Source organism: Enterobacter sp. JBIWA005, from assembly GCF_019968805.1.
Classification (GTDB): Bacteria; Pseudomonadota; Gammaproteobacteria; order Enterobacterales; family Enterobacteriaceae; genus Enterobacter; species Enterobacter vonholyi.
Genome location: NZ_CP074159.1, coordinates 2,187,215 through 2,210,590, shown reverse-complemented (window position 1 = coordinate 2,210,590; position 23,376 = coordinate 2,187,215). Strand labels below are relative to the sequence as shown.

At 54.8% G+C, this 23,376-nt stretch carries 22 protein-coding genes; 9 read left to right on the top strand and 13 right to left on the bottom strand.

All coding sequences use genetic code 11. From position 1 onward, the window contains the following. Positions 1-11: 11 nt before the first annotated feature. The 3 genes from KGP22_RS10465 to KGP22_RS10455 are packed head-to-tail and all read right to left on the bottom strand — an operon-like array spanning position 12 to position 1,501. The gene (locus KGP22_RS10465; protein WP_111964644.1) at positions 12-530 is read right to left on the bottom strand and encodes a 2-oxo-tetronate isomerase; all 519 of its coding nucleotides are present in this window, start codon (positions 528-530) and stop codon (positions 12-14) included. 11 nt (positions 531-541) lie between these two features. Next, positions 542-988, bottom strand: a complete 447-nt coding sequence (locus tag KGP22_RS10460; RefSeq protein WP_223582222.1) for a YetF domain-containing protein — start codon at positions 986-988, stop codon at positions 542-544. Positions 989-997: 9 nt separating this feature from the next. Then, complete coding sequence (locus tag KGP22_RS10455; protein WP_111964738.1) at positions 998-1,501, bottom strand: hypothetical protein; 504 nt, start codon at positions 1,499-1,501, stop codon at positions 998-1,000. Positions 1,502-1,639: 138 nt separating this feature from the next. Here KGP22_RS10455 and KGP22_RS10450 point away from each other — a divergent pair, with 138 nt between their 5' ends. From KGP22_RS10450 to KGP22_RS10435, 4 genes are all read left to right on the top strand, one after another. Continuing rightward, on the top strand, positions 1,640-2,029 hold the full coding sequence (locus tag KGP22_RS10450) for a YdeI family stress tolerance OB fold protein (RefSeq protein WP_045910503.1): 390 nt from the start codon (positions 1,640-1,642) through the stop codon (positions 2,027-2,029). Between the two features lie 64 nt (positions 2,030-2,093). Continuing rightward, entirely contained in the window at positions 2,094-2,978 is an 885-nt protein-coding gene (locus KGP22_RS10445) for an SDR family oxidoreductase (RefSeq protein ID WP_021242539.1), read from the top strand. A 180-nt stretch (positions 2,979-3,158) separates the two neighbouring features. Continuing rightward, entirely contained in the window at positions 3,159-4,082 is a 924-nt protein-coding gene (locus KGP22_RS10440; protein WP_111964646.1) for a LysR substrate-binding domain-containing protein, read from the top strand. Positions 4,083-4,338: 256 nt separating this feature from the next. Further along, entirely contained in the window at positions 4,339-6,720 is a 2,382-nt protein-coding gene (locus tag KGP22_RS10435) for a glucose/quinate/shikimate family membrane-bound PQQ-dependent dehydrogenase (RefSeq protein ID WP_223582220.1), read from the top strand. A gap of 89 nt (positions 6,721-6,809) precedes the next feature. Here KGP22_RS10435 and KGP22_RS10430 read toward each other — a convergent pair whose 3' ends face one another. The 6 genes from KGP22_RS10430 to KGP22_RS10405 all read right to left on the bottom strand — a co-directional run bounded on the left by KGP22_RS10430 (position 6,810) and on the right by KGP22_RS10405 (position 13,603). Beyond that, positions 6,810-8,504 carry a methyl-accepting chemotaxis protein gene (locus KGP22_RS10430; protein WP_223582217.1) on the bottom strand — a complete coding sequence of 565 codons (1,695 nt, stop codon included), beginning with the start codon at positions 8,502-8,504 and terminating at the stop codon, positions 6,810-6,812. Between the two features lie 160 nt (positions 8,505-8,664). Then, positions 8,665-9,783: an S-(hydroxymethyl)glutathione dehydrogenase/class III alcohol dehydrogenase gene (locus KGP22_RS10425; RefSeq protein ID WP_021242543.1), complete on the bottom strand. Its 1,119-nt coding sequence runs from the start codon at positions 9,781-9,783 to the stop codon at positions 8,665-8,667. Between the two features lie 30 nt (positions 9,784-9,813). Further along, a complete protein-coding gene (locus tag KGP22_RS10420; protein ID WP_111964649.1) occupies positions 9,814-10,089 on the bottom strand; it encodes a metal/formaldehyde-sensitive transcriptional repressor in 276 nt (91 codons plus the stop codon). A 100-nt stretch (positions 10,090-10,189) separates the two neighbouring features. Then, the gene (locus tag KGP22_RS10415; protein WP_223582216.1) at positions 10,190-10,960 is read right to left on the bottom strand and encodes an SDR family NAD(P)-dependent oxidoreductase; all 771 of its coding nucleotides are present in this window, start codon (positions 10,958-10,960) and stop codon (positions 10,190-10,192) included. A 55-nt stretch (positions 10,961-11,015) separates the two neighbouring features. Then, complete coding sequence (locus KGP22_RS10410) at positions 11,016-12,167, bottom strand: arabinose transporter (RefSeq protein ID WP_223582215.1); 1,152 nt, start codon at positions 12,165-12,167, stop codon at positions 11,016-11,018. A gap of 113 nt (positions 12,168-12,280) precedes the next feature. After that, entirely contained in the window at positions 12,281-13,603 is a 1,323-nt protein-coding gene (locus KGP22_RS10405; RefSeq protein ID WP_223582213.1) for an amidohydrolase family protein, read from the bottom strand. Between the two features lie 169 nt (positions 13,604-13,772). On the opposite strand from KGP22_RS10405, the gene KGP22_RS10400 reads away from it, so the two are divergent. Then, the gene (locus tag KGP22_RS10400; RefSeq protein ID WP_223582211.1) at positions 13,773-14,678 is read left to right on the top strand and encodes a LysR family transcriptional regulator; all 906 of its coding nucleotides are present in this window, start codon (positions 13,773-13,775) and stop codon (positions 14,676-14,678) included. Here KGP22_RS10400 and KGP22_RS10395 read toward each other — a convergent pair. Then, complete coding sequence (locus KGP22_RS10395; protein ID WP_223582209.1) at positions 14,591-15,562, bottom strand: LysR family transcriptional regulator; 972 nt, start codon at positions 15,560-15,562, stop codon at positions 14,591-14,593. The genes KGP22_RS10400 and KGP22_RS10395 overlap by 88 nt on opposite strands. Positions 15,563-15,652: 90 nt before the next feature. Between KGP22_RS10395 and KGP22_RS10390 the strand changes: the two genes are divergently transcribed. The 3 genes from KGP22_RS10390 (at position 15,653) to KGP22_RS10380 (ending at position 17,314) form a co-directional block, all read left to right on the top strand. After that, positions 15,653-16,129: a GNAT family N-acetyltransferase gene (locus KGP22_RS10390; RefSeq protein WP_223582207.1), complete on the top strand. Its 477-nt coding sequence runs from the start codon at positions 15,653-15,655 to the stop codon at positions 16,127-16,129. 124 nt (positions 16,130-16,253) lie between these two features. Further along, positions 16,254-16,922, top strand: coding sequence for an epoxyqueuosine reductase QueH (locus tag KGP22_RS10385; RefSeq protein WP_223582205.1), 669 nt, complete (start codon positions 16,254-16,256; stop codon positions 16,920-16,922). Positions 16,923-17,041: 119 nt separating this feature from the next. Then, positions 17,042-17,314, top strand: coding sequence for a CsbD family protein (locus tag KGP22_RS10380; RefSeq protein WP_023311651.1), 273 nt, complete (start codon positions 17,042-17,044; stop codon positions 17,312-17,314). Between the two features lie 29 nt (positions 17,315-17,343). Here the strand turns inward: KGP22_RS10380 and KGP22_RS10375 are convergent, their stop codons facing one another. Beyond that, positions 17,344-18,807: an EAL domain-containing protein gene (locus tag KGP22_RS10375; protein ID WP_223582204.1), complete on the bottom strand. Its 1,464-nt coding sequence runs from the start codon at positions 18,805-18,807 to the stop codon at positions 17,344-17,346. Positions 18,808-19,083: 276 nt separating this feature from the next. On the opposite strand from KGP22_RS10375, the gene KGP22_RS10370 reads away from it, so the two are divergent. Continuing rightward, the gene (locus tag KGP22_RS10370; RefSeq protein WP_111964658.1) at positions 19,084-19,968 is read left to right on the top strand and encodes a MarR family transcriptional regulator; all 885 of its coding nucleotides are present in this window, start codon (positions 19,084-19,086) and stop codon (positions 19,966-19,968) included. A gap of 35 nt (positions 19,969-20,003) precedes the next feature. Here KGP22_RS10370 and KGP22_RS10365 read toward each other — a convergent pair whose 3' ends face one another. Then, positions 20,004-21,179, bottom strand: a complete 1,176-nt coding sequence (locus KGP22_RS10365) for an HlyD family type I secretion periplasmic adaptor subunit (protein WP_223582203.1) — start codon at positions 21,177-21,179, stop codon at positions 20,004-20,006. Continuing rightward, positions 21,176-23,356, bottom strand: a complete 2,181-nt coding sequence (locus KGP22_RS10360) for a type I secretion system permease/ATPase (protein ID WP_143345089.1) — start codon at positions 23,354-23,356, stop codon at positions 21,176-21,178. Before KGP22_RS10360 ends, KGP22_RS10365 begins: the two co-directional genes overlap by 4 nt. Positions 23,357-23,376 lie beyond the last annotated feature (20 nt).

Here is a 23,376-nt window from a genome sequence, read left to right as displayed (position 1 = left end):
TCCACGTGAGTTTATCCGTTATTTCCGTCCGACAATGCTGTCACCAGCTCGGCCAGCGAAAAATGCACCGCTTTTTCCACCACGTCCTGACAGTCTCCGGAGAAAAGTACGGTGCGGGTTTGCGTCTCGCCGCGGATGTTCCACGCAAAGCAGACCGTCCCCGCCGCCGTGCCATCGTCACCCCCTTCAGGGCCTGCATAGCCGCTGATGGCGATGCTGATATCCGCCTGGGCGATGTCGCGGATGCTGGCAGCCATCTCGGTAACCGTCTGCTCACTGACGGCGGTGTAGCGCGCGAGCGTCTCAGGACGAACGCCAAGGATCCGCGCTTTGGCTTCGTCGCTGAAAACGACCAGGCCAACATCATAAAAATCGGCCGTGTTCTCTTCGGCACAGAGCGCTACCGATAGCTTTCCGCCGGTGCAGGATTCCGCCGTGGTTAAGCGAAGCCCGAGATCGGTTAATTTGCTCGCCAGTTTTTTCGTCAGTTCACCCACGGTATAATTGTTGTCGTGAAAAAGATTGCTCATCTTTGCGCCTCTTATTTCTCGAAGGGAATAATTGAAATATGTCCATTGCGCTCAAGTATGGCATATTTAATTTGGCTTATTTCGGTAATACCATTATTTTGACGCGCTGACACCAGAATATCATCGCAAGAGACATCGACCTTTTTGAGTTTATCAGCCAGGGGTACGCCGTTTTCCACCAGAATCACGGGAGTGCCGTCCAGAATATTCTCCACCGGGGTGGAATACTTCTTCATAAGTCCAAAAATAATATCCACCACCACCAGGGTGGTAATCGTAATCATCGCGCCGGTGACGGAAAAATCTTGTCCCAGTAGCGCCTGTTGCGTGGCTTCACTAATTATCAGGAGCAGAATGAGATCGAAGCTAGTCATCTGCAGCAGCGCACGCCGCCCGGCCACTTTGAAAACCACCACGAGGAACAGATAAATCGCCAGCGCACGAAAGACCATATCCATATCAGCCTCCTAGGGGTAAATAAATTGCCAGAAGGTTATCTCCGGCTCGCTGTTAATACGGATGGTTGTGTTCCATTTACCGGCTCTCGAAGGCGTGGTGAAGAATAACACAGAGAAGTTGTCTGATTTTTTCAAGTTGTTATAAACAAAATAGAGGGTCTTGCCCCGGCTGAACATGCTGTCAGGCTGCGGCCAGACGCTGCCAGGCTCGTAAACATCGCTGCTCTCGCTGGTCATGCTGAGAACATACTTACCCTCTGATTGCACCGGGAACGCCAGCTCCATTCGCGTCTCCGTCTCCCGTCGGCCAAACCGTTCATAGCTTATGGTCAGTGATTTTGCGGAATTGGTTTTGACCGTATCGCTGACCCACCCGCTTGAAAACAGACCGGCGATAGCCGCGATGATAATAGCCAGCAGAACAATAAAACCCACCTGACGAAACGCGTATTCAAACGTCAGCAAGCGAAAACTCTCATCTATCCCGGGCAACTTTTCATTTTCACGCTTCATGGTCATCGTCACCGTTTCGCTTATTATCCGATAAGTTTGATTTCCCAAGCGAATGTTTTTAGGACTTATCACATTTGCCACATAAAGGAATAGCAACAATACTTAATAAGTCAAGACACCCAAAATGAAGGATATCCGATGAAATTATCGCTTATTTCCGCTTTTATGATATTTCTTGTTCCGGCCGCCTTCGCAGATAATAACGGCGGGTTACAAAAAGGTGAAGCTCCGCCGCCACCCCATGCGCTGGATAGCGGATATCGCGGAACCGATGATGCGCGTATTATGACCATCGATCAGGCAAAACAACTGCACGACGGTGCGACCATTTCACTGCGCGGTAATCTTATTGACGGTAGCGGCGATAAGTTTGTATTTCAGGATAAAACCGGAAAAATCGACGTTATTATTCCCCAGGCAGTCTTTGACGGCAGAACGGTAAAACCCGATCAGATGATCAGCATCAACGGTTCGCTTGATAAAAAATCATCTCCTGCCGTCGTCCGCGTCGATCGTTTGCAGAAATAATTCAGCGAAGCGTTAACGCTGCAGTTATCCATCAAATCTCACCCCTTGGCTTAAGGAGTCAGCTATGAGTGATACCCAACAACGTACGAACGCTTATCCGCAGCCCCCGTTCCCGGAACAGCCACAAACGCCACCGGGACTGGCATCCGAAATGCAGCCTGTACCCGACCACGGGGAAACCAGCTACAAAGGGCATGGCCGCCTGGCCGGTAAAAAAGCGCTGATCACCGGCGGTGACTCGGGTATCGGTCGCGCAGTGGCCATCGCCTATGCCCGTGAAGGCGCTGACGTGGCGATTAACTATCTGCCTGAAGAGGAAAAAGACGCCGCGGAGGTCATCGACCTGATCAAAGCCGAAGGCCGGAACGCCGTCGCGCTGCCGGGGGACGTTCGGGACGAAACCTTCTGCCAGAACCTGGTCGAAGAAGCCGTCTCGAAGCTGGGCGGGCTGGATATTCTGGTCAACAACGCCGGTCGCCAGCAGTTCCGTGAATCCCTTGAAGAGCTGACTACCGAAGATTTTGACGCGACGTTTAAAACCAACGTATATGCCCCTTTCTGGATCACGAAGGCGGCCCTGCGGCACCTGAAGGCCTCGTCCGTTATCATTAATACCTCCTCCGTTCAGGCCGTGAAGCCAAGCCCAGTGCTGCTGGACTACGCCCAGACCAAAGCCTGTCTGGCGGTATTTACCAAATCCTTAGCCAAGCAGCTGGGTCCGAAAGGCATTCGCGTCAACGCGGTCGCTCCCGGCCCATACTGGACGGTGCTGCAGTCCAGCGGCGGCCAGCCGATGGAAAAAGTGAAGGAGTTTGGCGGAGATACGCCGCTGGGACGTCCGGGTCAGCCCGTCGAGATCGCCCCGCTGTACGTCACGCTGGCCTCGGATGAATGTTCGTTTACGTCCGGCCAGGTGTGGTGTTCTGACGGCGGTGACGGCGTAATCTAAACGCTTAACCCTTTCCCCTCAGCAATCAGCAATAAATGAACAAGGACGTTCGCTCTTATTCCCCGCCGAAAAACATGTTGTAACTCAAACAGATCAAATGTTAAAAATATTTTGCTATCAGGTTATCAAAATTAAATAACTTAACTTGTCACCCGCATCGCTCTGTTTTTAACATCGCCTATGGAAAAAAATGGTCTGTTCAGTCAGCGCATACGCTTGCGCCATTTGCATACATTTGTGGCCGTCGCTCAACAGGGAACGCTGGGGCGTGCGGCTGAAACCCTTAACCTGAGCCAGCCTGCGCTATCTAAAACACTCAACGAGCTGGAACAGCTGACCGGCGCCCGTCTTTTTGACCGCGGTCGGCTGGGGGCGCAGCTTACCATCGTGGGCGAACAGTTCCTTACACACGCCGTTAAGGTGCTGGATGCGCTAAATACCGCAGGCCAGTCCCTGCACCGTAAAGAAGAACACACCAGCGAGGTCGTCCGCGTCGGGGCACTGCCTACCGCCGCGCTGGGCATTCTTCCGCCGGTGATTGGCCAGTTCCACAAGCAGCAACGGCATACCACGATTCAGGTTGCCACCATGAATAACACCATGCTGCTCGCGGGGCTGAAATCGGGCGAGCTGGATATCGGTATCGGCCGCATGTCCGACCCCGAACTGATGGGGGGTCTCAATTACGAACTGCTGTTCCTGGAGTCTCTGAAGCTTGTGGTTCGTCCCGATCATCCGCTGCTGCAGGACACGGTGACGTTAAGCCGCGTCATGGAGTGGCCGGTGGTGGTGTGCCCGAAAGGGACCGTCCCGCGCCAGACCGCCGAAACCTTGCTGCAAATGCAGGGGTGTACGCTGCCCTCAGGGTGTATCGAAACGCTGTCAGCCTCGCTTTCACGCCAGCTTACGCTGGATTATGACTACGTCTGGTTCGTCCCTTCCGGGGCGGTAAAAGATGATTTACGCCAGGGAACGCTGATCGCGCTGCCGATTACCTCCCCTGGCCCCGGTGAACCTATCGGCATATTGACCCGCGTCGACACCCCACTCTCAACGGGTGCGCAGACGCTGCTGAGCGCCATCCGTAAATCAATGCCGGTTTAGAACCTTTTTGCCCCTCGCCCTGACCCTCTCCCCTTAGGGGCGAGGGGGTTGACCTGTGCGTTAATCAAATAATGCGGAATAAATCATTAACAATTGCTTAAAACAATTTAACAGTTTTATCATAGCGGCGAATTCACCAAATGGTTCGCAAATTATTTGATATAAACGAATTCACCGGTATCAACCATCAATCCCACCGCATTTATTACCCAACTGGTACATACCCGACACAGCGGGGGGAGCTAAGGAGACAGAAATGGCATTTGGCAGCGCGCCGCGCGGGATACCTCGTATTCTGCAGTGGCTTCTTGCCGGACTGATGATGCTCATCGGTCTGGCCGTCGGCGGGTTGGGCTTTAAGCTCGCCACCGTGGGCGGAAGTAGTTACTTCCTGATAATGGGCGTGGTAATGGTGATTGCCGCGATCCTGATTTTCCTCAACCGCACCAGCGGGATCGTGCTCTATAGCATTGGATTTATTGCCTCGCTGTTCTGGGCGGTAAGCGATGCGGGCTGGGATTTCTGGCCGCTCTTCTCCCGCCTGTTTACCTTTGCCGTACTGGCGTTCCTGTGCGCCATCGTCTGGCCCTTCCTGCGCACTGCAAACTACGCTGCACCGAACAAGACGCCCGCCTTTGGCGTCGCGGCCCTGCTCGCGGTGGCCATGCTGGTCAGCCTGGGCTGGATGTTTAAGCCTCAGACCCTCGTGGCTGCCAACGAGCCCGTTCCGGTGAAACCCGTCGCCCCTGGCGAGCAGCAAAAGAACTGGGAGCACTGGGGCAATACCACCCACGGCGACCGTTTCGCCGCGCTGGACCAGATTAACAAGCAAAACGTCAGCTCGCTGAAAGTCGCGTGGGTTGCACACACCGGCGATATTCCGCAGAGCAACGGCTCGGGTGCGGAAGATCAGAACACGCCTCTGCAGATTGGCGACACGCTGTACGTCTGTACCCCATACAGTAAAGTGCTGGCGCTGGACGTGGATTCCGGTAAAGAAAAATGGCGCTACGATTCCAAAGCCACGGCCCCTAACTGGCAGCGCTGTCGCGGTCTGGGCTATTTTGAAGACCACTCCAGCGTGACAACGTCACAGGCAGAAACACAGCCTGCGGCATGCCCTCGCCGCCTGTTCCTGCCCACTACCGATGCCCGTCTGATTGCCATCAACGCGGATACCGGCAAGGTCTGCGACGACTTCGGCGACCATGGCACCGTGGATCTGAGCGTCGGCATGGGTGAGATTAAGCCCGGATATTATCAGCAAACCTCCACGCCGCTGGTTGCCGGGAACGTTGTCGTCGTCGGCGGTCGCGTCGCGGATAACTACTCAACCGGCGAGCCGCCGGGCGTGGTGCGCGCCTACGACGTTCACACCGGTAAGCTGGCCTGGGCGTGGGATCCGGGTAATCCGAACCTGACCGGCCTGCCGCCGGAAGGCCAGACCTACACCCGCGGTACACCGAACGTCTGGTCAGCAATGTCTTACGACGCCAGGCTGAACCTGATCTACCTGCCAACCGGCAACGCCACGCCAGACTTCTGGGCGGGAGAGCGTACCGCGCTGGACGATAAGTACAGTTCATCCATCGTCGCCGTCGACGCGGCCTCCGGTCAGGTTCGCTGGCATTTCCAGACTACCCACCACGACCTGTGGGACTTCGACCTGCCTTCCCAGCCGCTGCTGTACGACCTGCCTGACGGTAAGGGCGGCACCACGCCTGTGCTGGTGCAGACCAGCAAGCAGGGCATGATCTTCATGCTTAACCGCGAAACCGGTAAGCCGGTCGCGAAGGTAGAGGAACGCCCTGTCCCGGCGGGTAATGTTGAAGGTGAACGCTATTCCCCGACCCAGCCGTACTCCGTCGGCATGCCGATGATTGGCAACCAGACGCTGACCGAATCCGACATGTGGGGCGCGACGCCTGTCGACCTGCTGCTGTGCCGCATTCAGTTTAAAGAGATGCGTCATCAGGGCGTCTTCACCCCACCGGGTCTCGATCGTTCCCTGCAGTTCCCTGGCTCACTCGGCGGGATGAACTGGGGCAGCGTCTCCGTTGACCCGAACAACAGCCTGATGTTCGTCAACGATATGCGCCTGGGCCTGGCAAACTATATGGTGCCGCGCGCGAACGTGGCGAAAAATGCCAGCGGCATCGAGATGGGGATTGTCCCAATGGACGGCACGCCGTTCGGCGCGATGCGCGAACGCTTCCTGTCACCGCTGGGTATTCCGTGCCAGAAGCCGCCGTTTGGCACCATGTCAGCCGTTGACCTGAAAACCGGCAAGCTGGTGTGGCAGGTCCCTGTCGGCACGGTGGAAGATACCGGCCCGCTGGGCATACGTATGCACATGCCAATCCCAATCGGCATGCCGACCCTGGGCGCGTCGCTCTCTACCCAGTCCGGCCTGCTGTTCTTTGCCGGCACCCAGGATTTCTACCTGCGCGCGTTTGATACCGCCACCGGGAAAGAGATCTGGAAAGACCGCCTGCCGGTCGGCAGCCAGTCCGGACCGATGACCTACGTGTCGCCGAAAACCGGTAAGCAGTACATCATCATTAACGCCGGTGGCGCCCGCCAGTCGCCGGATCGCGGTGATTACGTTATCGCGTACGCGTTACCCGATAAGAAATAAGATGTGAAAAAGGGACCGAAAGGTCCCTTTTTTGTAGGTCAGTTTTTGTAGGTCGGGTAAGCAAAGCGCCACCCGACGCGGCTGTCGACTCAGAACGTCTCCCAGTTATCCCCGCTATCTGCTACCGCCGGACGTAGTGCAGCCGGTTTTACCGCTGCGGAGTTCTGTGGTTGAGTGCGCCCCTGTGTCTTGCTGCTCAACCGAAATGCGCCGACCGCCTCGGTCAGACGCGCGCCCTGTTCTTCCAGAGACGCCGCCGCCGCGGAGGCTTCCTCCACCAGCGAGGCGTTCTGCTGGGTCACTTTATCCATCTCGGAAATCGCCTGGCTCACCTGCACAATACCGCGGCTCTGCTCATCGGACGCTGCGGCAATCTCCAGCATGATGTCGGTCACGCGTTTAACCGCTTCAACGATTTCATTCATAGTGTTACCGGCGGCGACAACTTCACCGGAACCCTGGTCGATCAGCGAAACGGATTCGTTGATCAGGCTTTCGATCTCTTTTGCGGCATTCGCACTGCGGCTTGCCAGAGTGCGCACTTCACTTGCCACCACGGCAAATCCGCGCCCCTGCTCGCCCGCCCGCGCCGCTTCTACCGCCGCGTTAAGCGCCAGGATATTGGTCTGGAAGGCAATGCTGTTAATCACGGCGGTGATTTCAGAGATCTTCTTCGAGCTGCTGGAGATATTGCCCATGGTTTTCACCACGCCGGAGACCATCTGGCCGCCGCGGGTGGCTTTACCGGAGGCATCTTCCGCCAGCTTGCTGGCGTGATGGGCGTTATCGGCGTTCTGCTTCACCGTCGCGGTGAGCTGTTCCATGCTCGCGGCAGTTTGCTCAATGGCTGCGGCCTGCTGCTCGGTACGTGAAGAGAGGTCGGTGTTACCGGCTGAAATCTCGCTGGTGCCGCGGTAGATCTCCTCCGCCCCCTGACGTACGGTGCCTACGGTGTTTTCAAGCGAGTGCTGCATGGTTTGCAGATCGCGCGTCAGGCGGCCAATCTCGCTGCGCCCCGCCACGTCGTCCGGCATCGTCAGATCGCCCTTAGCGATATTCTCGATACGTTTCGCTGCACGCTGCAGCGGATTGATTACAGTGCGGCGCAGCACGACAAAGGTCATCGCCGTCAGCACCAGCGCCAGCGCAAACGCGCCCACCATAAACATCAGGCCCAGCTGCGTGCGGCTGTGCGCCTGCGCCGTTAGCGCATTGGCACGGTCAGTACGGATTTTAATTGCCTTCAGCAGTACGGCGTTGTAAGCGTCGTCCAGCGGACGCGCCGTTTCGTTTTCATGGTTGATAATCGCCTCGAACATGCCGTTTTTGGCGAATTTCACCATCGGCTGCATGCCCGCGATATAGGCGTCATACCGGGTCTTAAGCTCCGCATCCAGCGCTGCGCCCTCGGCGGTACGCACGGCGCGATTCATGTAGGCGGTAAAGCTATCCTGAGACTGCTTAATGCGTGTTTCCGCCTCGCCGATGTTCTGCTTCATCGCATCCATCTCTGCGATACGGCTTGCCGCACCGGCGTGGATCAGATTGATACGCGCGGTTCGCAGATGGTTTGAGCTGTTCGACAGCCCCATACGCACCTGAATTTCGGATGTGACATCCTGCTGATCGTTATCGGCCTGCAGCAGGAAATACCCTGCCAGACCCGAGCTCAAGGCAAACAGAAGAATAATGCCACCGAGAATGGAGGAAAACAGCGGAACCAGCCTGATGTGATGCAAGAAGCCCAGCTTGCGCTGCGCCAGCATCGAAGTAGTGTTGTCCATGACCGTCGACTCTCTTGTAGGTAAGATGCGTAAAAACACGCCTGTTAAATAGTCATCGGCACGGCAGAGATTTAGATTACGGCTAAAAACGCCGCACTGGTCACACTTTCGAGAAGATTATTAAAGAAATGCCAGCGGCTAAAAACCGCTGGCAGAAGAGTTACTTGTCGCCGAAATGGATAACGGTACGGATGGATTTTCCTTCGTGCATCAAATCAAACGCCTCGTTAATCTGCTCCAGCGGTAAGCGGTGGGTAATGAACGGATCGAGCTGAATCTTGCCTACCATAGCATCTTCAACCATACCCGGAAGCTGGGTACGCCCCTTCACGCCGCCAAACGCGGAACCGCGCCATACGCGCCCGGTGACCAGCTGGAATGGACGGGTTTTAATTTCCTGGCCCGCTCCGGCCACGCCAATAATGATGCTCTCGCCCCAGCCTTTGTGGCAGCACTCCAGCGCGGAACGCATCACGTTGACGTTGCCGATACACTCGAAGCTGAAGTCCACGCCGCCGTCGGTCATCTCAACGATGACGTCCTGAATCGGCTTCTCGTGATCTTTCGGGTTCACGAAATCGGTCGCGCCCATTTCACCCGCCAGCCTGAATTTCTCCGGGTTGGTGTCGACCGCGATGATACGACCGGCTTTCGCCTGCACCGCGCCCTGAATCACCGCCAGACCAATGCCGCCGAGACCGAACACCGCCACGGTATCGCCCTCTTTAACTTTTGCCGTGTTGTGCACCGCGCCGATGCCGGTGGTCACGCCGCAGCCCAGCAGGCAGACTTTGTCCAGCGGAGCCTGCGGGTTCACCTTCGCCAGTGAGATCTCCGCGCAAACGGTGTATTCACTGAAGGTGCTGGTGCCCATGTAGTGATAAACCGGCTCGCCGTTATACGAGAAACGGGTGGTACCGTCCGGCATCAGCCCTTTCCCCTGGGTGGCGCGCACCGCCTGGCAGAGGTTAGTTTTGCCGGATTTACAGAACTTACACTCGCCGCATTCCGCGGTGTACAGCGGGATCACGTGATCCCCTGGCTTCAGGCTGGTCACACCCTCGCCCACTTCCACCACAATCCCGCCGCCTTCATGGCCGAGTACCGCCGGGAAAACGCCTTCCGGATCGTCGCCCGAGAGCGTAAACGCATCGGTATGACATACGCCGGTATGGGTAATTTTGATCAGCACTTCACCTTTCTTTGGCGGTGCCACGTCAATTTCAACGATTTTGAGCGGCTGGCCGGGGCCAAATGCAACTGCAGCGCGAGATTTCATATGTCTTCCCTTCTTGTCAGGTATGTGGATTTATTTTAGATAAGAGCGCAGTAAATGGCCGACTTCCGCCATGCGTACGGCACGCTGATCCGGCGTGGTTTCCCCCGCTACCAGCTCATCTTTGAGGTGAATTTCAACCATTTCGCCCATCAGGCCATTGGCAGCCCCGCGCACGGCGGCAATTTGCTGCAGGATCGCCAGACAGGGATCGCCCGCCTCCAGCGCGCGTTCAAGGGCATCAACCTGGCCGCGAATGCGCCGGACGCGGGTAAGAATACGTTTTTTATCTTCGGGTGAATGCGGCATACGCCCTCCTGATACTATAGGGGGGTATGGTACATTTATTATTGATATAATGTAAACACTCTGTTTTTATAGTTAACACACATTTTGTTAACGTTACGTATTACTCCGGCAGCGTTATCCCTGAAATCTCAGTACATATATCAATGAGACGATCCTGCAATGCCGCATTGAGAGCCTGTGGATTAGCGGCAATGCGCTTCATGTGGTAGAAATATTTGCCCGTCACATCAGCCGCAGAATCATGGCTGGCTGCGAGCCATGCCTGAGTGAGATGTGCCAGGTCCATATCGTCCGGAGCGTGCGGCCCACCCATTTTTGTCGGCACCCAGCCAGGCTCCAGGCTGTTGATCCGCACATTACGCCAGCGACGCGCCAGAGCAAAAGCCAGCATAGCGTCATGTAATTTGCTCTCAGCATAAGCGTCAGCACCATTCCAGCGACGTTTTTGCCAGAGAATATCATCCAGGTTTGCCCGGGCATGATGATGCATACCCGAACTCAGATAGACGAGGCGCTGCGGACGTTCAATCAACGCGGTAAGTATGTAAGCCGAGAGCGTGTTGATCGCGAAAACATGCGGCAGCCCGTCGCGGGTCACGCGATACGCTTCGTTGTAGCCAACGGCAGCATTGTGGATGACGGCATCGAAATGCCCCAGTTCGTTGACGCATAAAGCCGTTTCCCTGGCACCGGCAATGGTCTCCAGGTCACCTACAACGACAGCTTCAGCCTGGGGTAAGGTGCGCAGGGCATCTTCAGCACGGTTGGCATTACGCGCGTGCAATACAACCTGATGTCCTTGTTGAACCAGCAGTTCGGCTGCCATCAGGCCGAGGCCTGTAGACGAACCGGAGATGAAAATGCGTGACATATAATTTCTCCAGATTATTAAACCGACAGCAAGGGCTACCGGCTCGGATGTTTATTCAGGATTGCTGCATGCGAGACGCGCTCGCAATCAGCGCCCCCAGCAGCGCACAGACTGCACCAGACAGATATACAGCGGCATAACTAAACTGGCCGGCGATCAGGCCAGCTACAGGCCCGGCGATTCCATAAGCGACATCCAGAAAGGCAACGAATGCGCCCATTGCACTGCCGCGGTTGGCTTGTGGAACGCGTCTTAAGGCTTCAACGCCCAGCGCGGGGAATACCAGCGCACAGCCCAACCCGGTGACCAAAGCGCCGGCAAGCGCCACCCCTTCGTTTGATCCCAGCCACAACATTGCCTGACCGAGAGCTTCAACCACCAGGGACCATACCGCAACGCGGTAGCCGCCCAGCCGATCTGGCAGATGCCCGAAGGCGAGGCGAACAAAAATAAAACCGAGGCCAAAGGCAGTCATTACCAGTCCAGCGTTCTGCCAGTGATGTGATGCAAAGTACAATGAGGCAAAAGCGGTAAGCCCGGAAAGCCCGACCCCCTGCAGCATCAATCCCAGACCTTCGCGCCAGATGCGCCCTACTACGCGATGGAATGGCAGCCGCGGACCTCCAGGCGATCTATATGATGTAGCACCTAATGCAATCAGCGTGGCCAATAGCGGTGAAGCAATACAGGCAATCATCGCCGTCGCGAGGCTGTAATGCTGATATAACACCATTCCAACAGGAGCACCGATTGAAAGTGCCGCAAACATTGCGATGCCAGTCCACGACATAGACATCCCGGCGCGCTGAGGGCCAACGGAGGCAATTGCCCATGACACGCATCCCGTCACGAACTGGCTTTCGCCAAACCCTGCCATCAGACGCCCTGCTATAACAATGCAAAGTGTGGCTGTGGGTGAAAGGTCCGTTGCTGAAGCGACCAGATAGAGTCCTCCAGCCAGCGCCGAAAGGATCGCGCCCTGAAGCGCGGAACGTTTGCCGCCCTGCTGGTCGGTAACCCGTCCGGCGTAGCCGCGAGTGAGCACCGTTGCCAGGAACTGGATGCCTATTACCAGTCCCACCACGACGTTGCTAAAGCCGAGATGGCCATGGATGAACAAAGGAATCACCGGTAACGGCAGTCCGACGGCCAGATAGCCAAAAAATAGCGCGGCGATAACGCCCGTTGCCGGGCGGGGAAGAAGCACGGGCAGAGTATTATCCTCCGCTAGCCGCTTTATGACGTGGGCTTCCATCAAATTCTCCTTGATGATACAGGCGTGAGAGAGTTGAACGGCCGGAGTGTCGGGCCGCTCAGTTATCAAGATGCTGTAAAGAGATCGGCGTGATAGCCGCTGGCTTTGAGCAGGTAATCGCGAGAGCGGATGATATCCGCACTCAGCGACGCCAGATCGATGCCCGTTAATTTGCCCGCACGCTTGCGCAGCTGGCCAGCCACCATCACGGTATCCACATCAGACCGTTCAATCGCCTGCACAACAGTGCCGATCGCGTTGGTCACGGGGAAAACGGCGACGCCGTTAGTACGAATCATGATAATGTCGGCCTGCTTTCCTGGCGTAAGGGTCCCAATCTGGTTCTCAAGTCCAGCCGCTCGCGCACCATTCACAGTTGCCGCCTTAAGGACCGCCTCTGCCGTAATGGGAGATGGCACGTTCTCCTCGCCACGGAAGCGACGGTAGCGCATAGCCGATCGCTGCTGACCGAACAGCGCGTGCATTTCTCCGAACATATCGCTGCCAAACGCAGTATCCAGGTCGATGCCCAGCGCCGGGGTTAAGCCGTTATCAACAGCCTGCTGGTAAGCAAAGGTTTCATCGTCGAAACCAAATAACGCATCCGAACGTGGATTGACCGTGACGTTGACCCGTGCATCGGCCAGCAGCTTCCACGTATCCTGAGGAACTCTTGAGCAGTGATTGAAGATGTTATCCGTGCCCAGTACGCCCGGTCTGGCAAACTCAGGGCCGAGGTTAGCGAGATCGCCGATGAATTCAGTCAGAATGCGCATGTCGAGCTTGCGTGCGATCTCCCACAAGTCAAGATTGAGCTGACCAAACAGACCAACCCGCACAAGGCTGTCATTTGTATTCCAGCTTCGCGACAGTCGCTCCAAATCGGCAGGCAAATGCGCCGATGAAGCTTCTTTATCCATTGCCGCACCAACCATATGTAACGCCCGGATGCCGCTCTCCTTTAGAGCATCTAGTGCTGCATCAGTGTGCTCGGGGCTGCGCGAGTTGTGGCAGGCATCAATAATGGTCGTGATACCAGCGTCCAGTGAGGCAAGTGCCGTGAGCATGGTACTCAGGTACATGTCCAGTGGACGATAGTGTTTGCCCAGTTTCTCTGCGACGACATCAATGTAAGCAAAAAGATCGTCGACGTCCGGCATCATGCGGCGCATAACCCCAAGCCACGCGTGGTGATGGGCATCAATCAGGCCAGGCATAACAATATGATCGGTGGCGTCAATCACATGGGCTTCATCCGCATGCAGATCCGGGCCGATAGCCGCTATCCGGTCGTCCTGCACAAGCACATCGCCCACGGAGAGATTGGGTACGTCAGCATCCAGGGTCAGGATGATGCCGCCTTTAAAAAGTGTGCGCGTCGTTGTCATTTCATGTTCCTCAGGGTTAAGTGGTGCCGTTCGTTGCGCGGTTCGCCAGGACGACGATCGTGAAAATTGCTCTTCGCAACGAATTGGCTGACACAATAGGTTGCGCGCCATCTTTGATAAAGGTAGCTTTATTCAAATTATATTTGCATAAAGTCAAAGGTGAGCGGGAATGAGTTTTGACGGACGGTTACTGTCAGGATTAAGCGTGTTGGCCGCGGTGGTAGAGGCGGGCAGCTTCAGCCGCGCTGGCGAGGTACTGGGGCTGTCAGCGTCTGGCGTCAGCAGATCGATAGACAGGCTTGAAGAGAGGCTAGGCGTGCGCTTGCTGAACCGGACTACGCGTACCTTGAACCTGACGAATGAAGGTCGGGCTTTGTATGAGCGCGCCGCGCCACATCTGGAAGGTATCGAAGTTGCAGCAAGCTACGTCTCCGGTGCCGCCGTGGCTGTTCGGGGTACATTAAGGGTCAGCCTTAATCCAATATTTGCCCGACATATTTTGGCGCCGAACCTGCCGCTGTTACGCGAACGTCATCCGGAACTGGAACTGACAGTGGTCCAGCAACCGGACGTCGGGGATTTAGTGACGGAGGGAATTGATGTTGCGGTGCGTTTTGGGCCGCAACTCCCCTCGACTATTACGTCAAAATTGTTGTTAAAGACGCGCGTACTGACGGTAGCATCACCGGCCTATCTGGAACGGCACGGGCGACCAGGGCATCCTGAAGCGTTGAAGAGTCATGAGTGCATCCAGTTTATCGATCCTCGCCGCGGTAAGCCGTTCGAATGGGAATTCCGCCGTGGTCGGGAAGTTCTGACGGTTGAAACCCGTGGCCATCTCACCACAACCGATGTCGATCTGATGGTTCAGTCCTGCGTAAGTGGCGTTGGCATTGCCCAGGTGCTTTCACTCAGCGTTGAACAGCTGATCGCTGACGGAATGCTGGTCGAAATTTTTCCGGAATGGCCGGGCGAAACCTATCCTCTCTATATCACGCGGCCTTCACGTCGACTTCCTCCCGCCGCAGTCGAAGCCTTTATGGAATTTTGCGCCAGCATTTGCAGCTCGTCCTGAAGCCAGCGCGTTGCGCCCCGCTGGCCGCTGCGTTTATGCGAGTAAATTTTCACTTCAAACGTGCGTATCGAAAACGGTAAAGCAAAAATCCTCAGGTCTGCTGCCGCAACCAGCTTCTCAGCGGCGTAACGAGGGATCGCCATCAGCAGGTCGCTTTCCGCTACGATAAACGGTGCGCTGAGCATTGACGGCGTTTTGATCGCGATTTGCCGGGTATAGCCCAGCTGCTCAAGCCGTACGTCAAGAACGCCCTGCTTCTCATTCCATGGGGTCACCACCAGATGTCGGGCCGCGAGATAATCCTCCAGCGTCAGACGCGTCCGCCGCGCGTTGCTGATGACCACATACTCATCTTCAAACCAGTCGATCTCTTCCAGTTCCGGGTATCGGATATCATCCTGAGAGCTGAAGCCCAGCGCCAGATCCACCTCGCCCGCCAGCAGTTCCGTCAGCGCCGGACTGTGCGGCAGATAGCGCAATTCAAAGCGTAACCCCGGGGCAGTAAGCTGCAGCCTGTGCATCAGAGCCGGAAAAATGCAAAGCGCGGTAAAGTCCGTTATCGCAATCTGCAGGCTCTCCGTACTGCTGGCTGCATCAAACTCCGGCTGCGGGGTCAGTTCATGATTAAGGAACGAGAGTGCGGAAGCAATCGAAGGTGCGAGCTGAGAGGCATAAACGCTGGGGGACATACGATGCCCTTCGCGGAAAAACAGCGGGTCATTCAGGCTGGCGCGCAGGCGCGACAGCGCATGGCTGAGCGCGGATGTGCTCATCGCCAGCTCGTCAGCGGCCAGCCGAACGGAACGGTGGCGGTAGATCGCGTCGAAAACGGGCAGCAGGTTTAAATCAAGCCGTCTCAGGACCGGATGCATAATATTCATCATATGTTGATTTCATTGCACTTAATTCTTCGGACAATACTCCGTATGCTTAACGCCATCAATCAAGACGCACGCTAAAAAGCAGGAAAAACAATGAGCATCACCCTTCGTCAGGCCCGCCCCGAAGATGCGGCGGCCATTTACGCCATGATTTACGAGCTGGCGGTGTATGAAAAAGCCCCGGAAGAAGTAGTTACCACGCCGGAGGAGATCCGGGAAACGCTCTTTGGCGCAGGTACAAAAACCGAAGCGTTGATCGCGGAGTGTGAAGGCAAGATCGCCGGCTATGCCGTATTCTTCACCAGCTATTCAACCTGGCTTGGCCGCAACGGGATTTATATGGAAGACCTTTACGTTTCCCCGGAATATCGCGGTAAAGGCGCGGGAAGAGCGCTGCTGAAACATATTGCTCAGCTCGCGGTAAAACGGCATTGTGGCCGCCTTGAATGGAGCGTGCTGGACTGGAACCAGCCCGCCATCGATTTTTATCTGAGCATTGGCGCGCTGCCGCAGTCCGAATGGGTGCGATACCGTCTTGACGGAGAAGCGTTGCTCAAATTTGCCGAATAGCGGCACGTCATACCCGAGAAGATCCCGCCCCGCGGGATCGCTCTTTCTCGCGTCGATCCCGTCTCAACAGATTCTGAATTTATGCTACCCTTCCATAAATTTCATAAACATAGTGCAGAACGCCATGACGACAGCCCCTTTTATCCGCCCTCAACTCACCTTGCCAAACGGCGCTGACAAACTGCTGCTGCACTCCTGCTGCGCCCCCTGCTCGGGTGAAGTGATGGAGGCCATCCAGGCGTCGGGCATTGAGTACACCATTTTCTTCTATAACCCCAATATCCATCCGCAAAAGGAATACCTCATTCGTAAAGAGGAGAATATTCGCTTTGCGGAAAAACACGGCGTGCCGTTTGTTGATGCCGATTACGACACCGATAACTGGTTTGAGCGCGCGAAAGGCATGGAATGGGAACCCGAGCGCGGCGTCCGCTGCACCATGTGCTTCGATATGCGTTTCGAGCGTACGGCGCTCTATGCGGCAGAGAATGGATTCAGCGTCATCAGCAGCTCGCTCGGGATCTCCCGCTGGAAGAACATGCAGCAGATAAACGACTGCGGCCAGCGTGCGGCCGAGCGCTATCCGGGTATGGTTTACTGGGACTATAATTGGCGCAAACAGGGCGGCTCTTCACGCATGATTGAGATCAGCAAGCGGGAACAGTTTTACCAGCAGGAATACTGCGGCTGCGTTTATTCGCTCAGAGACAGTAACCTGCACCGTAAGTCACAGGGCCGCCCTCTGATCCGCATCGGGAAACTGTTTTACGGTCAGGATGACAATGAGAAATAACGGGTTCCGGATATAGAGATATATCCGAAAACCGCCCTTTCAGGTGCCGAATTTAGCCTTGCGTCTCCCGTATCCACAAAGAGCGGCTATCCTTTAATTATCAACAAAAGGAGGCAAAAATGTCTGATTTCGGTACTGATAAAAACACCCAGTTTGCTGAAGATAAAGCAAAAAATAAATTTGATGAACTAGCAGGCTCAGCGCAGCAGCAGTTTGGTGAATTCGTTGATTCACCAAAGCATCAGGTAAAAGGTGCAGCCAAAAAATATGCCGCGCAGGCCAGCGATGCCGTTTCCGATGTAACAGAAGCGGTCAGAAATAATCCCCTCACCGGCCTCGTCGCCGCGGGTGCTGTCGGTATTGTTCTCGGTCTGTTGCTGGGTCGAAAATAATAAAAGCCCCTTCGGGGCTTTATTTTTACCTAACTAAACAATCTTACCATACGGTCTAACTCATCCTCTTTCACAGCCCGCGATAAATAATACCCCTGAAAATTCTTGACGCCTAGCGCGACTAATTTCTCAAACTTTTCTTCACTATCAACCCCCTCTGCAATACAGTCCGTTCCGGTCATATCGCTATAAAGCTGTATCGCTTTAATCAGGTTATAGTCATTATCATTTGCCACAAAATGCTCAACGATGTCCCGATCCAGCTTAAGTCCATCAAAATGCACCTGGCGCACCGGGAACATAGTTTGATGATTTGAGAAGCAGTCATCCAGATACAATCGACACCCTGTATTACGTAAATGCCGCATGGTTTCAGGGATCCTTTTGTCCTTCGTCACGTCAATATCCTCCGCAAATTCAAAGACCAGCTTTTCGGCCCACTGCGGTTTGAGTAGCATATCGATGGCTTTGCGTGCCATATCAGGCAATGCATTCCCGGAAGCCAGGCGAGGCGGGATGTTCACAGAAAAATAATATTTCCCGTTATACTTATTAATACCCGAAACGGCGGCATGGATGACTAACGCTGTTATTTTTAACCATATCTCATGATTTGAGATGTCCGTGAGAAAACTGGCTGGCTTGACAATTTTACCATTTTTATTCCAGCGAATAAGTATTTCAAAACCTACGCCCTTTTTGTCACGATCGGTAATAATCTGATAGGCAGGGAAGATCTCTCTTTTAAGTAGCGCATTAAATATTTCTGTTTCCTTATCCGTGAATTCTGTTTTCTGGCTCTGATGTTTAATTCGCCCTTCCGCTTTTAAATTATGCGGATCGTGTAGCCATCGCTTAATTAAGTTTAATTTGAGCACACCCTCCTTCCGATGGGTATAAACCGTTTTATTCGATAAGCCCATTCTTTCGCACATTTCTTTTACTGACATGCCGCGATAGAAATTTAATAAAACATCAATCTCTCTTTTTGTTAGCCACTTTACGTTTTCCTGGGAAGAGTTATCCCGGTAACGATCGCGTAATAAGTACGAACGGTCCTTAAATACATTATGGTGCGTATGAATAAAGGTTATAATATCTGAAACGCGGGCTATACGAATCAATGATAACTGATAACTATTATTTAAAAGACTGCCCAGGGTGCGATACAGCCAGCCATCCGGTATGTCACCATACAGGGTGACGCGTCGAATAACGGGAAGTGTATTGAGCACGGATGCCAGACGCTTCAGGCTTTCCAGGAGATTCACGACCCCCTTACCAAGAAAGGCAACGATATGAGCATTTTGATTTATAAGGATATTTTCCATATCCCGCTCGGATATCTCATCCCCCTCAAAGTGCAGATGCGAAGCCTCTATTCCGTACTGGCTTAGGATCAGACGATATCCCTGGAACGTAAAACCGCAGGCTGAAATGACAAATTTTTGTTCATCGCACGCCCCATTTCTGTGAGAAATTTTGTGGGTCATAAACTGCTCCTGGGCACTAACGCACCTTTTCCATTTGTGAATACGTAAAATCTAACGCACCTTTTATAATCATTAATTTTACAATACAGCCACAGGGTACGAAACATTTATCAGTTGAACTTACAGGAACATCTTTGCGTTAATCACCGCGGTTTAAATATACTTTTCTTTTCAAATAACCCCGACAAAAATCTCATTCTCAGGGTATAATGAAAATTCCGAAAAAGAAGACTGGATACTTCATCTATCGGTTCATTCAAATACGAGAAAAATGCTATGGATAATCATATCTCATCCAGGGCCTTGCTACATCGAAGGGATGTTATAAAGAGCAATCCGCGATTCGGTGAGGCAATATCAGAGCACTACACAATTAATGACACCATCTACAAAAAACAACCTTTGTTCTACAAGACAATGCTGCAGGAATCACGATTCAATATTATTCTCTCCATGTGTTGCTTTATTTTTGGAAATCAGGCCGAGTCAGTTTCAGAGATTAAAGAGTTATGTTCTCGCTATAAGATAGCCAGCCCTAACAGCGTTATTGCGATCATTACGATACTTAGAACCACCGGGCGCATCAGGACCTGGCGCTGCACGGAAGACCGGCGTAAGACGAGAATCGCGCCAACTGAAAAAGGTCTCAATGAACTTAAGCGTTATATGTCCGGTGCTTTTTTGCCCGTCAGCATTCTTTACCCAGCATTTAACATTAATGTTAACCTGCTGGATAATGATATTTTGAGAAACAACTTTTTTCGCCGTGCGGCTGAATATCTTTTTCGGGGATTAACGTTCCGAAAGGTGCTGCCAGAAGTGGGATTATTTATCGATAAAGATGGCGGGCGTATGATTATGCTTTATCTTTACCTGCAGGCCATGAAAAACAAATCAGCCCATGGTGCCGTCATTGAATATTCAGCAAGCACGCTAGCAAAAGAATTTTTTGTTTCGCGCATTCACGTCAACCGAATTATTAAATCGGCACAAGAGGCGGGTTATCTTAAAGATCGTGGTGATGGTCGAATGTCGATATACCCGGCGTTTCTCGAACTTGTCGAAAATTATGCCGGATTATATTTTGCGTATGTTACCCATTACATCAACGTTGTACCTAAAGAGCGACGCCACGCTCAAAACATGACGTCAACCGTATAATTCACCAGGCGTTCGGTGTTCCGAACGCCCTTAACCTATCGTTCCCGCAGCGCCTCTTTTGCCTTGTTCAGCGGTTTCAACAGATAATCCAGAATGGTTTTGCTGCCGGTTTTAATGTCTACGGTAGCAATCATGCCCGGAAAGACCGGGAATTCCTGACCTTGCTTATTGGTCAGATGGTTACTGTCGGTACGGATATAGACGCGATAGTAATAAACATCTCTTTTCACCTCATCCTGCAGGGTGTCCGGCGAAATCATGGTCACTTCCCCTTCCAGCCCGCCGTAAATGGAGTAGTCATAGGCCGTCACTTTTACCAGCGCCTTCTGTCCGGGATGGATAAACGCCACATCGCGCGGCGAAATTTTCGCTTCAATCACCATCTGATCGTCAAGCGGAACCAGACTCATCAGCTTGCCGTTCGGCGGGATGACGCCTCCCACGGTCGTAACGTCGATATCCTTCACGATCCCGCGAACCGGGGCATTGAAGGTCAGCCGGGTCAGAGAGTCTTCCCGACCCTTCATCACCGAACGCTGGGCTTCAATCTCCACATTGGCTTTCGCCAGCTCTTCACGGGCGCGAACGTAATACTGGTTTTTCATCTCGGTGATTTTGTTCTCAAGCTCATTTTTCTGACGCTCAAGACGTAGCACCTCCACCTTGCTGGCCGCTCCCTGTGTCACCAGCGGACGGGTTAACGACAGTTCGCGCTGCACCAGCTCGGCCCCCTGACGCAAACCGGCCAGTCCTTTTTCGAGGCTTTCACGACGGGACTGGTAGAGCGCCGTTTCCTGTTTGACCAGCTCAACGTCGTCATCCAGTTCTTCCGGAAACGCGAGTTCCGTGTCGTTCACCTCGGCCTTCAGGCGCGCCGCCGTTGCCAGCGCCGCATTCAGACGAGACTCGCTCTCCAGCACGCTCGACTCGGTTTTCGTCCGGTCAAGCTGCGCGAGCTGCTGGCCGCGTTCCACAATGTCGCCTTCGCGCACCATCAGGCTATGGATAATGCCGCCTTCCAGGGACTGAATGACCTGCTCATGCGAAGACGGTATCACCTTACCGCTGCCGGTGGTCACCTCATCCAGATGGAACAGGCTTGCCCAGGCGATAAACACCGCAAGCAGGGCAAACAGCGACCATGCCACCAGGGTAGAGCGCGGCAGGCGAGGCTCCTTCAGCCGGCTATTGAAACGAGACAAATCATTCATGCCGCGCCCTCCTCTGCAACCGCCGCCGGCTTCATGGTCACGGTGCGCTGTGCTGCTTTTTGCGGTGCCATACCGTGCTGGTGCAGGATAGCGTCGCGCGGTCCGTCCATCACCACCTTGCCGTTTTCCAGCACGATGATGCGGTCGACCAGGTCCAGAATCGGCAGGCGATGCGTCGCCACGACCAGCGTCCGGCGTTTACCCAGCCATTTGTGAAGATGCTGAATAAACTGCTTCTCGCTCATTTCGTCCAGCCAGGCGGTAGGTTCGTCCAGCAGCAGGATATTTGGCGAGGTGATCAGGGCGCGCGCAAGCAGCAGCGCCTGACGCTGTCCGCCGGAGAGGCCCGTTCCGCCCTCGTTGATGACGGTGTTCAGCCCCATTTTCTGCTTGCGCACAAACTCCAGCGCGCCGCTGTTGACCAGCGCCTGATGAATTTCGTCATCGGTGGCGAGCGGGTTCCCCATCAGGATGTTGTCCCGCACGGAGCCAAAGAACAGCCGGGCCTGCTGGCTCAGCAGCTGCATGTCCCGACGCACGTCGGCCGGGTCGAGGTGATTGAGCGCAATATCGTCCAGCAGAATGCTGCCCTGCTGCGGCTCCTGCATGCCCGCCAGAAGCTGTAACAGCGTGCTTTTCCCGGAACCATTGCGTCCAAGCACCGCCACGCGCTCCCCGGCGCGGATCTGCAGCTTGCTGATGTTGAGCACGGTGAGTTTCTCTTCCTCGTCGTAGTAAAACCCAACGTCCTCAAGCGAATAGTCGCCGCGCAGGTGGGCCTTGTGCACCTTCTTGCCGTGCTGCGGATCGTCAATCGGACGCTGCATCAGATCGTCCAGCCCCTTGCGGGCCACTTTCGCCGACTGCCAGCGCGAGAGCACGCCTGAGATCTGCGACAGCGGCGCAATGGTCCGCGACGCCAGAATCGAAGTCCCGACCAGCGCACCGGTGGTCATATCGCCGCTGATGACCAGATAACACCCCACCAGCAGCACTACCGCATAAACGATGGACTGCACCTCCTGCGTCCAGGTGAGCAGCAGGCCCGTCAGCCAGCGCTGCTTCATGCCGACGCTGGCGGCGACGTCGTTGGTGTTATTCCACTGGTTCTGGAAACGCTGTTCGGCGCGCATCAGCTTGATGTCTTCAATGCCCTGCACCGCTTCCACCAGCGTAGCGTTACGGATGGCGGATTCGCGCATCCCTTCGCTGGAGAGTTTCCCCAGCGGGCGCTGTACCAGCAGGCCCGGGATGAGCAGCAGCGGCACGGCGAGCAGAACCACCAGCACCAGCGGACCGCCAATCATCCACAGAATGAAGACGAACAGCAGGAAGAACGGCAGATCGGAAATCGCCGCAATGGTGGTGGAAGTGATCAGCTCGCGCACCGACTCCAGCTCGCGGATCTGCGCGATAAACGATCCGGTTGATTTCGATCGCGCGCCGTTTTTAATCCGCAGCGCGTGGGCAAAAACGCGTTCAGAGATACGCAGGTCGGCGCGCTTGCCCACTACATCAGAAATATGCACCCGCAGCATACGCATGATGAATTCGAACACGATGGCAATCATCACGCCGCCAAACAGCACCCACAGCGTGGCCTCCGACTGCGACGGCACCACCCTGTCGTATACCTGCATGGAGAAGACCATGCCTGAGAGCGCCAGCACGTTAGCCACCAGCGCCACAAGCATAATGTCGCTGTAGCGTCGCCAGTCCTTCAGCGCCAGCTGCCAGAACCAGTTTTTCTCATACGGTTTGATGTAGTCATCCACGCGGGCATCCGGCGTGGATTCAAGCGGGCGCAGTACCATCAGGCCCTTTAACCGCGACCCGATCTCCTCGCGCGTCAGCGTCGTCTCCAGCCCCGCATCGCCGCTGAACTGCAGGCTGACGTTGCCTTCGTTGTCCATGCGGTTGATCACCGCAATCTGCCCGCCGGTAAATTCCGCCAGCAGCGGCAGACGCCACGGATCGAGGGATACCGCTTCCGCCGCCACCACACGCATCCCCAGCCCAAGCTGGCGCGCCATCTCCTCCAGCACCAGCTGGCGCGGAGACTGGCTTTCATGGTTAATTGTGACCCGAACATGCTCCGCGGAAAAATCCAGCCGGTAGTGCTTCGCGATGATGAGCATGCCCTGCAGCCAGGGTTCGTACAGTGGATGTGTCTTCATAAGGCTACGTCCTGTCCAGA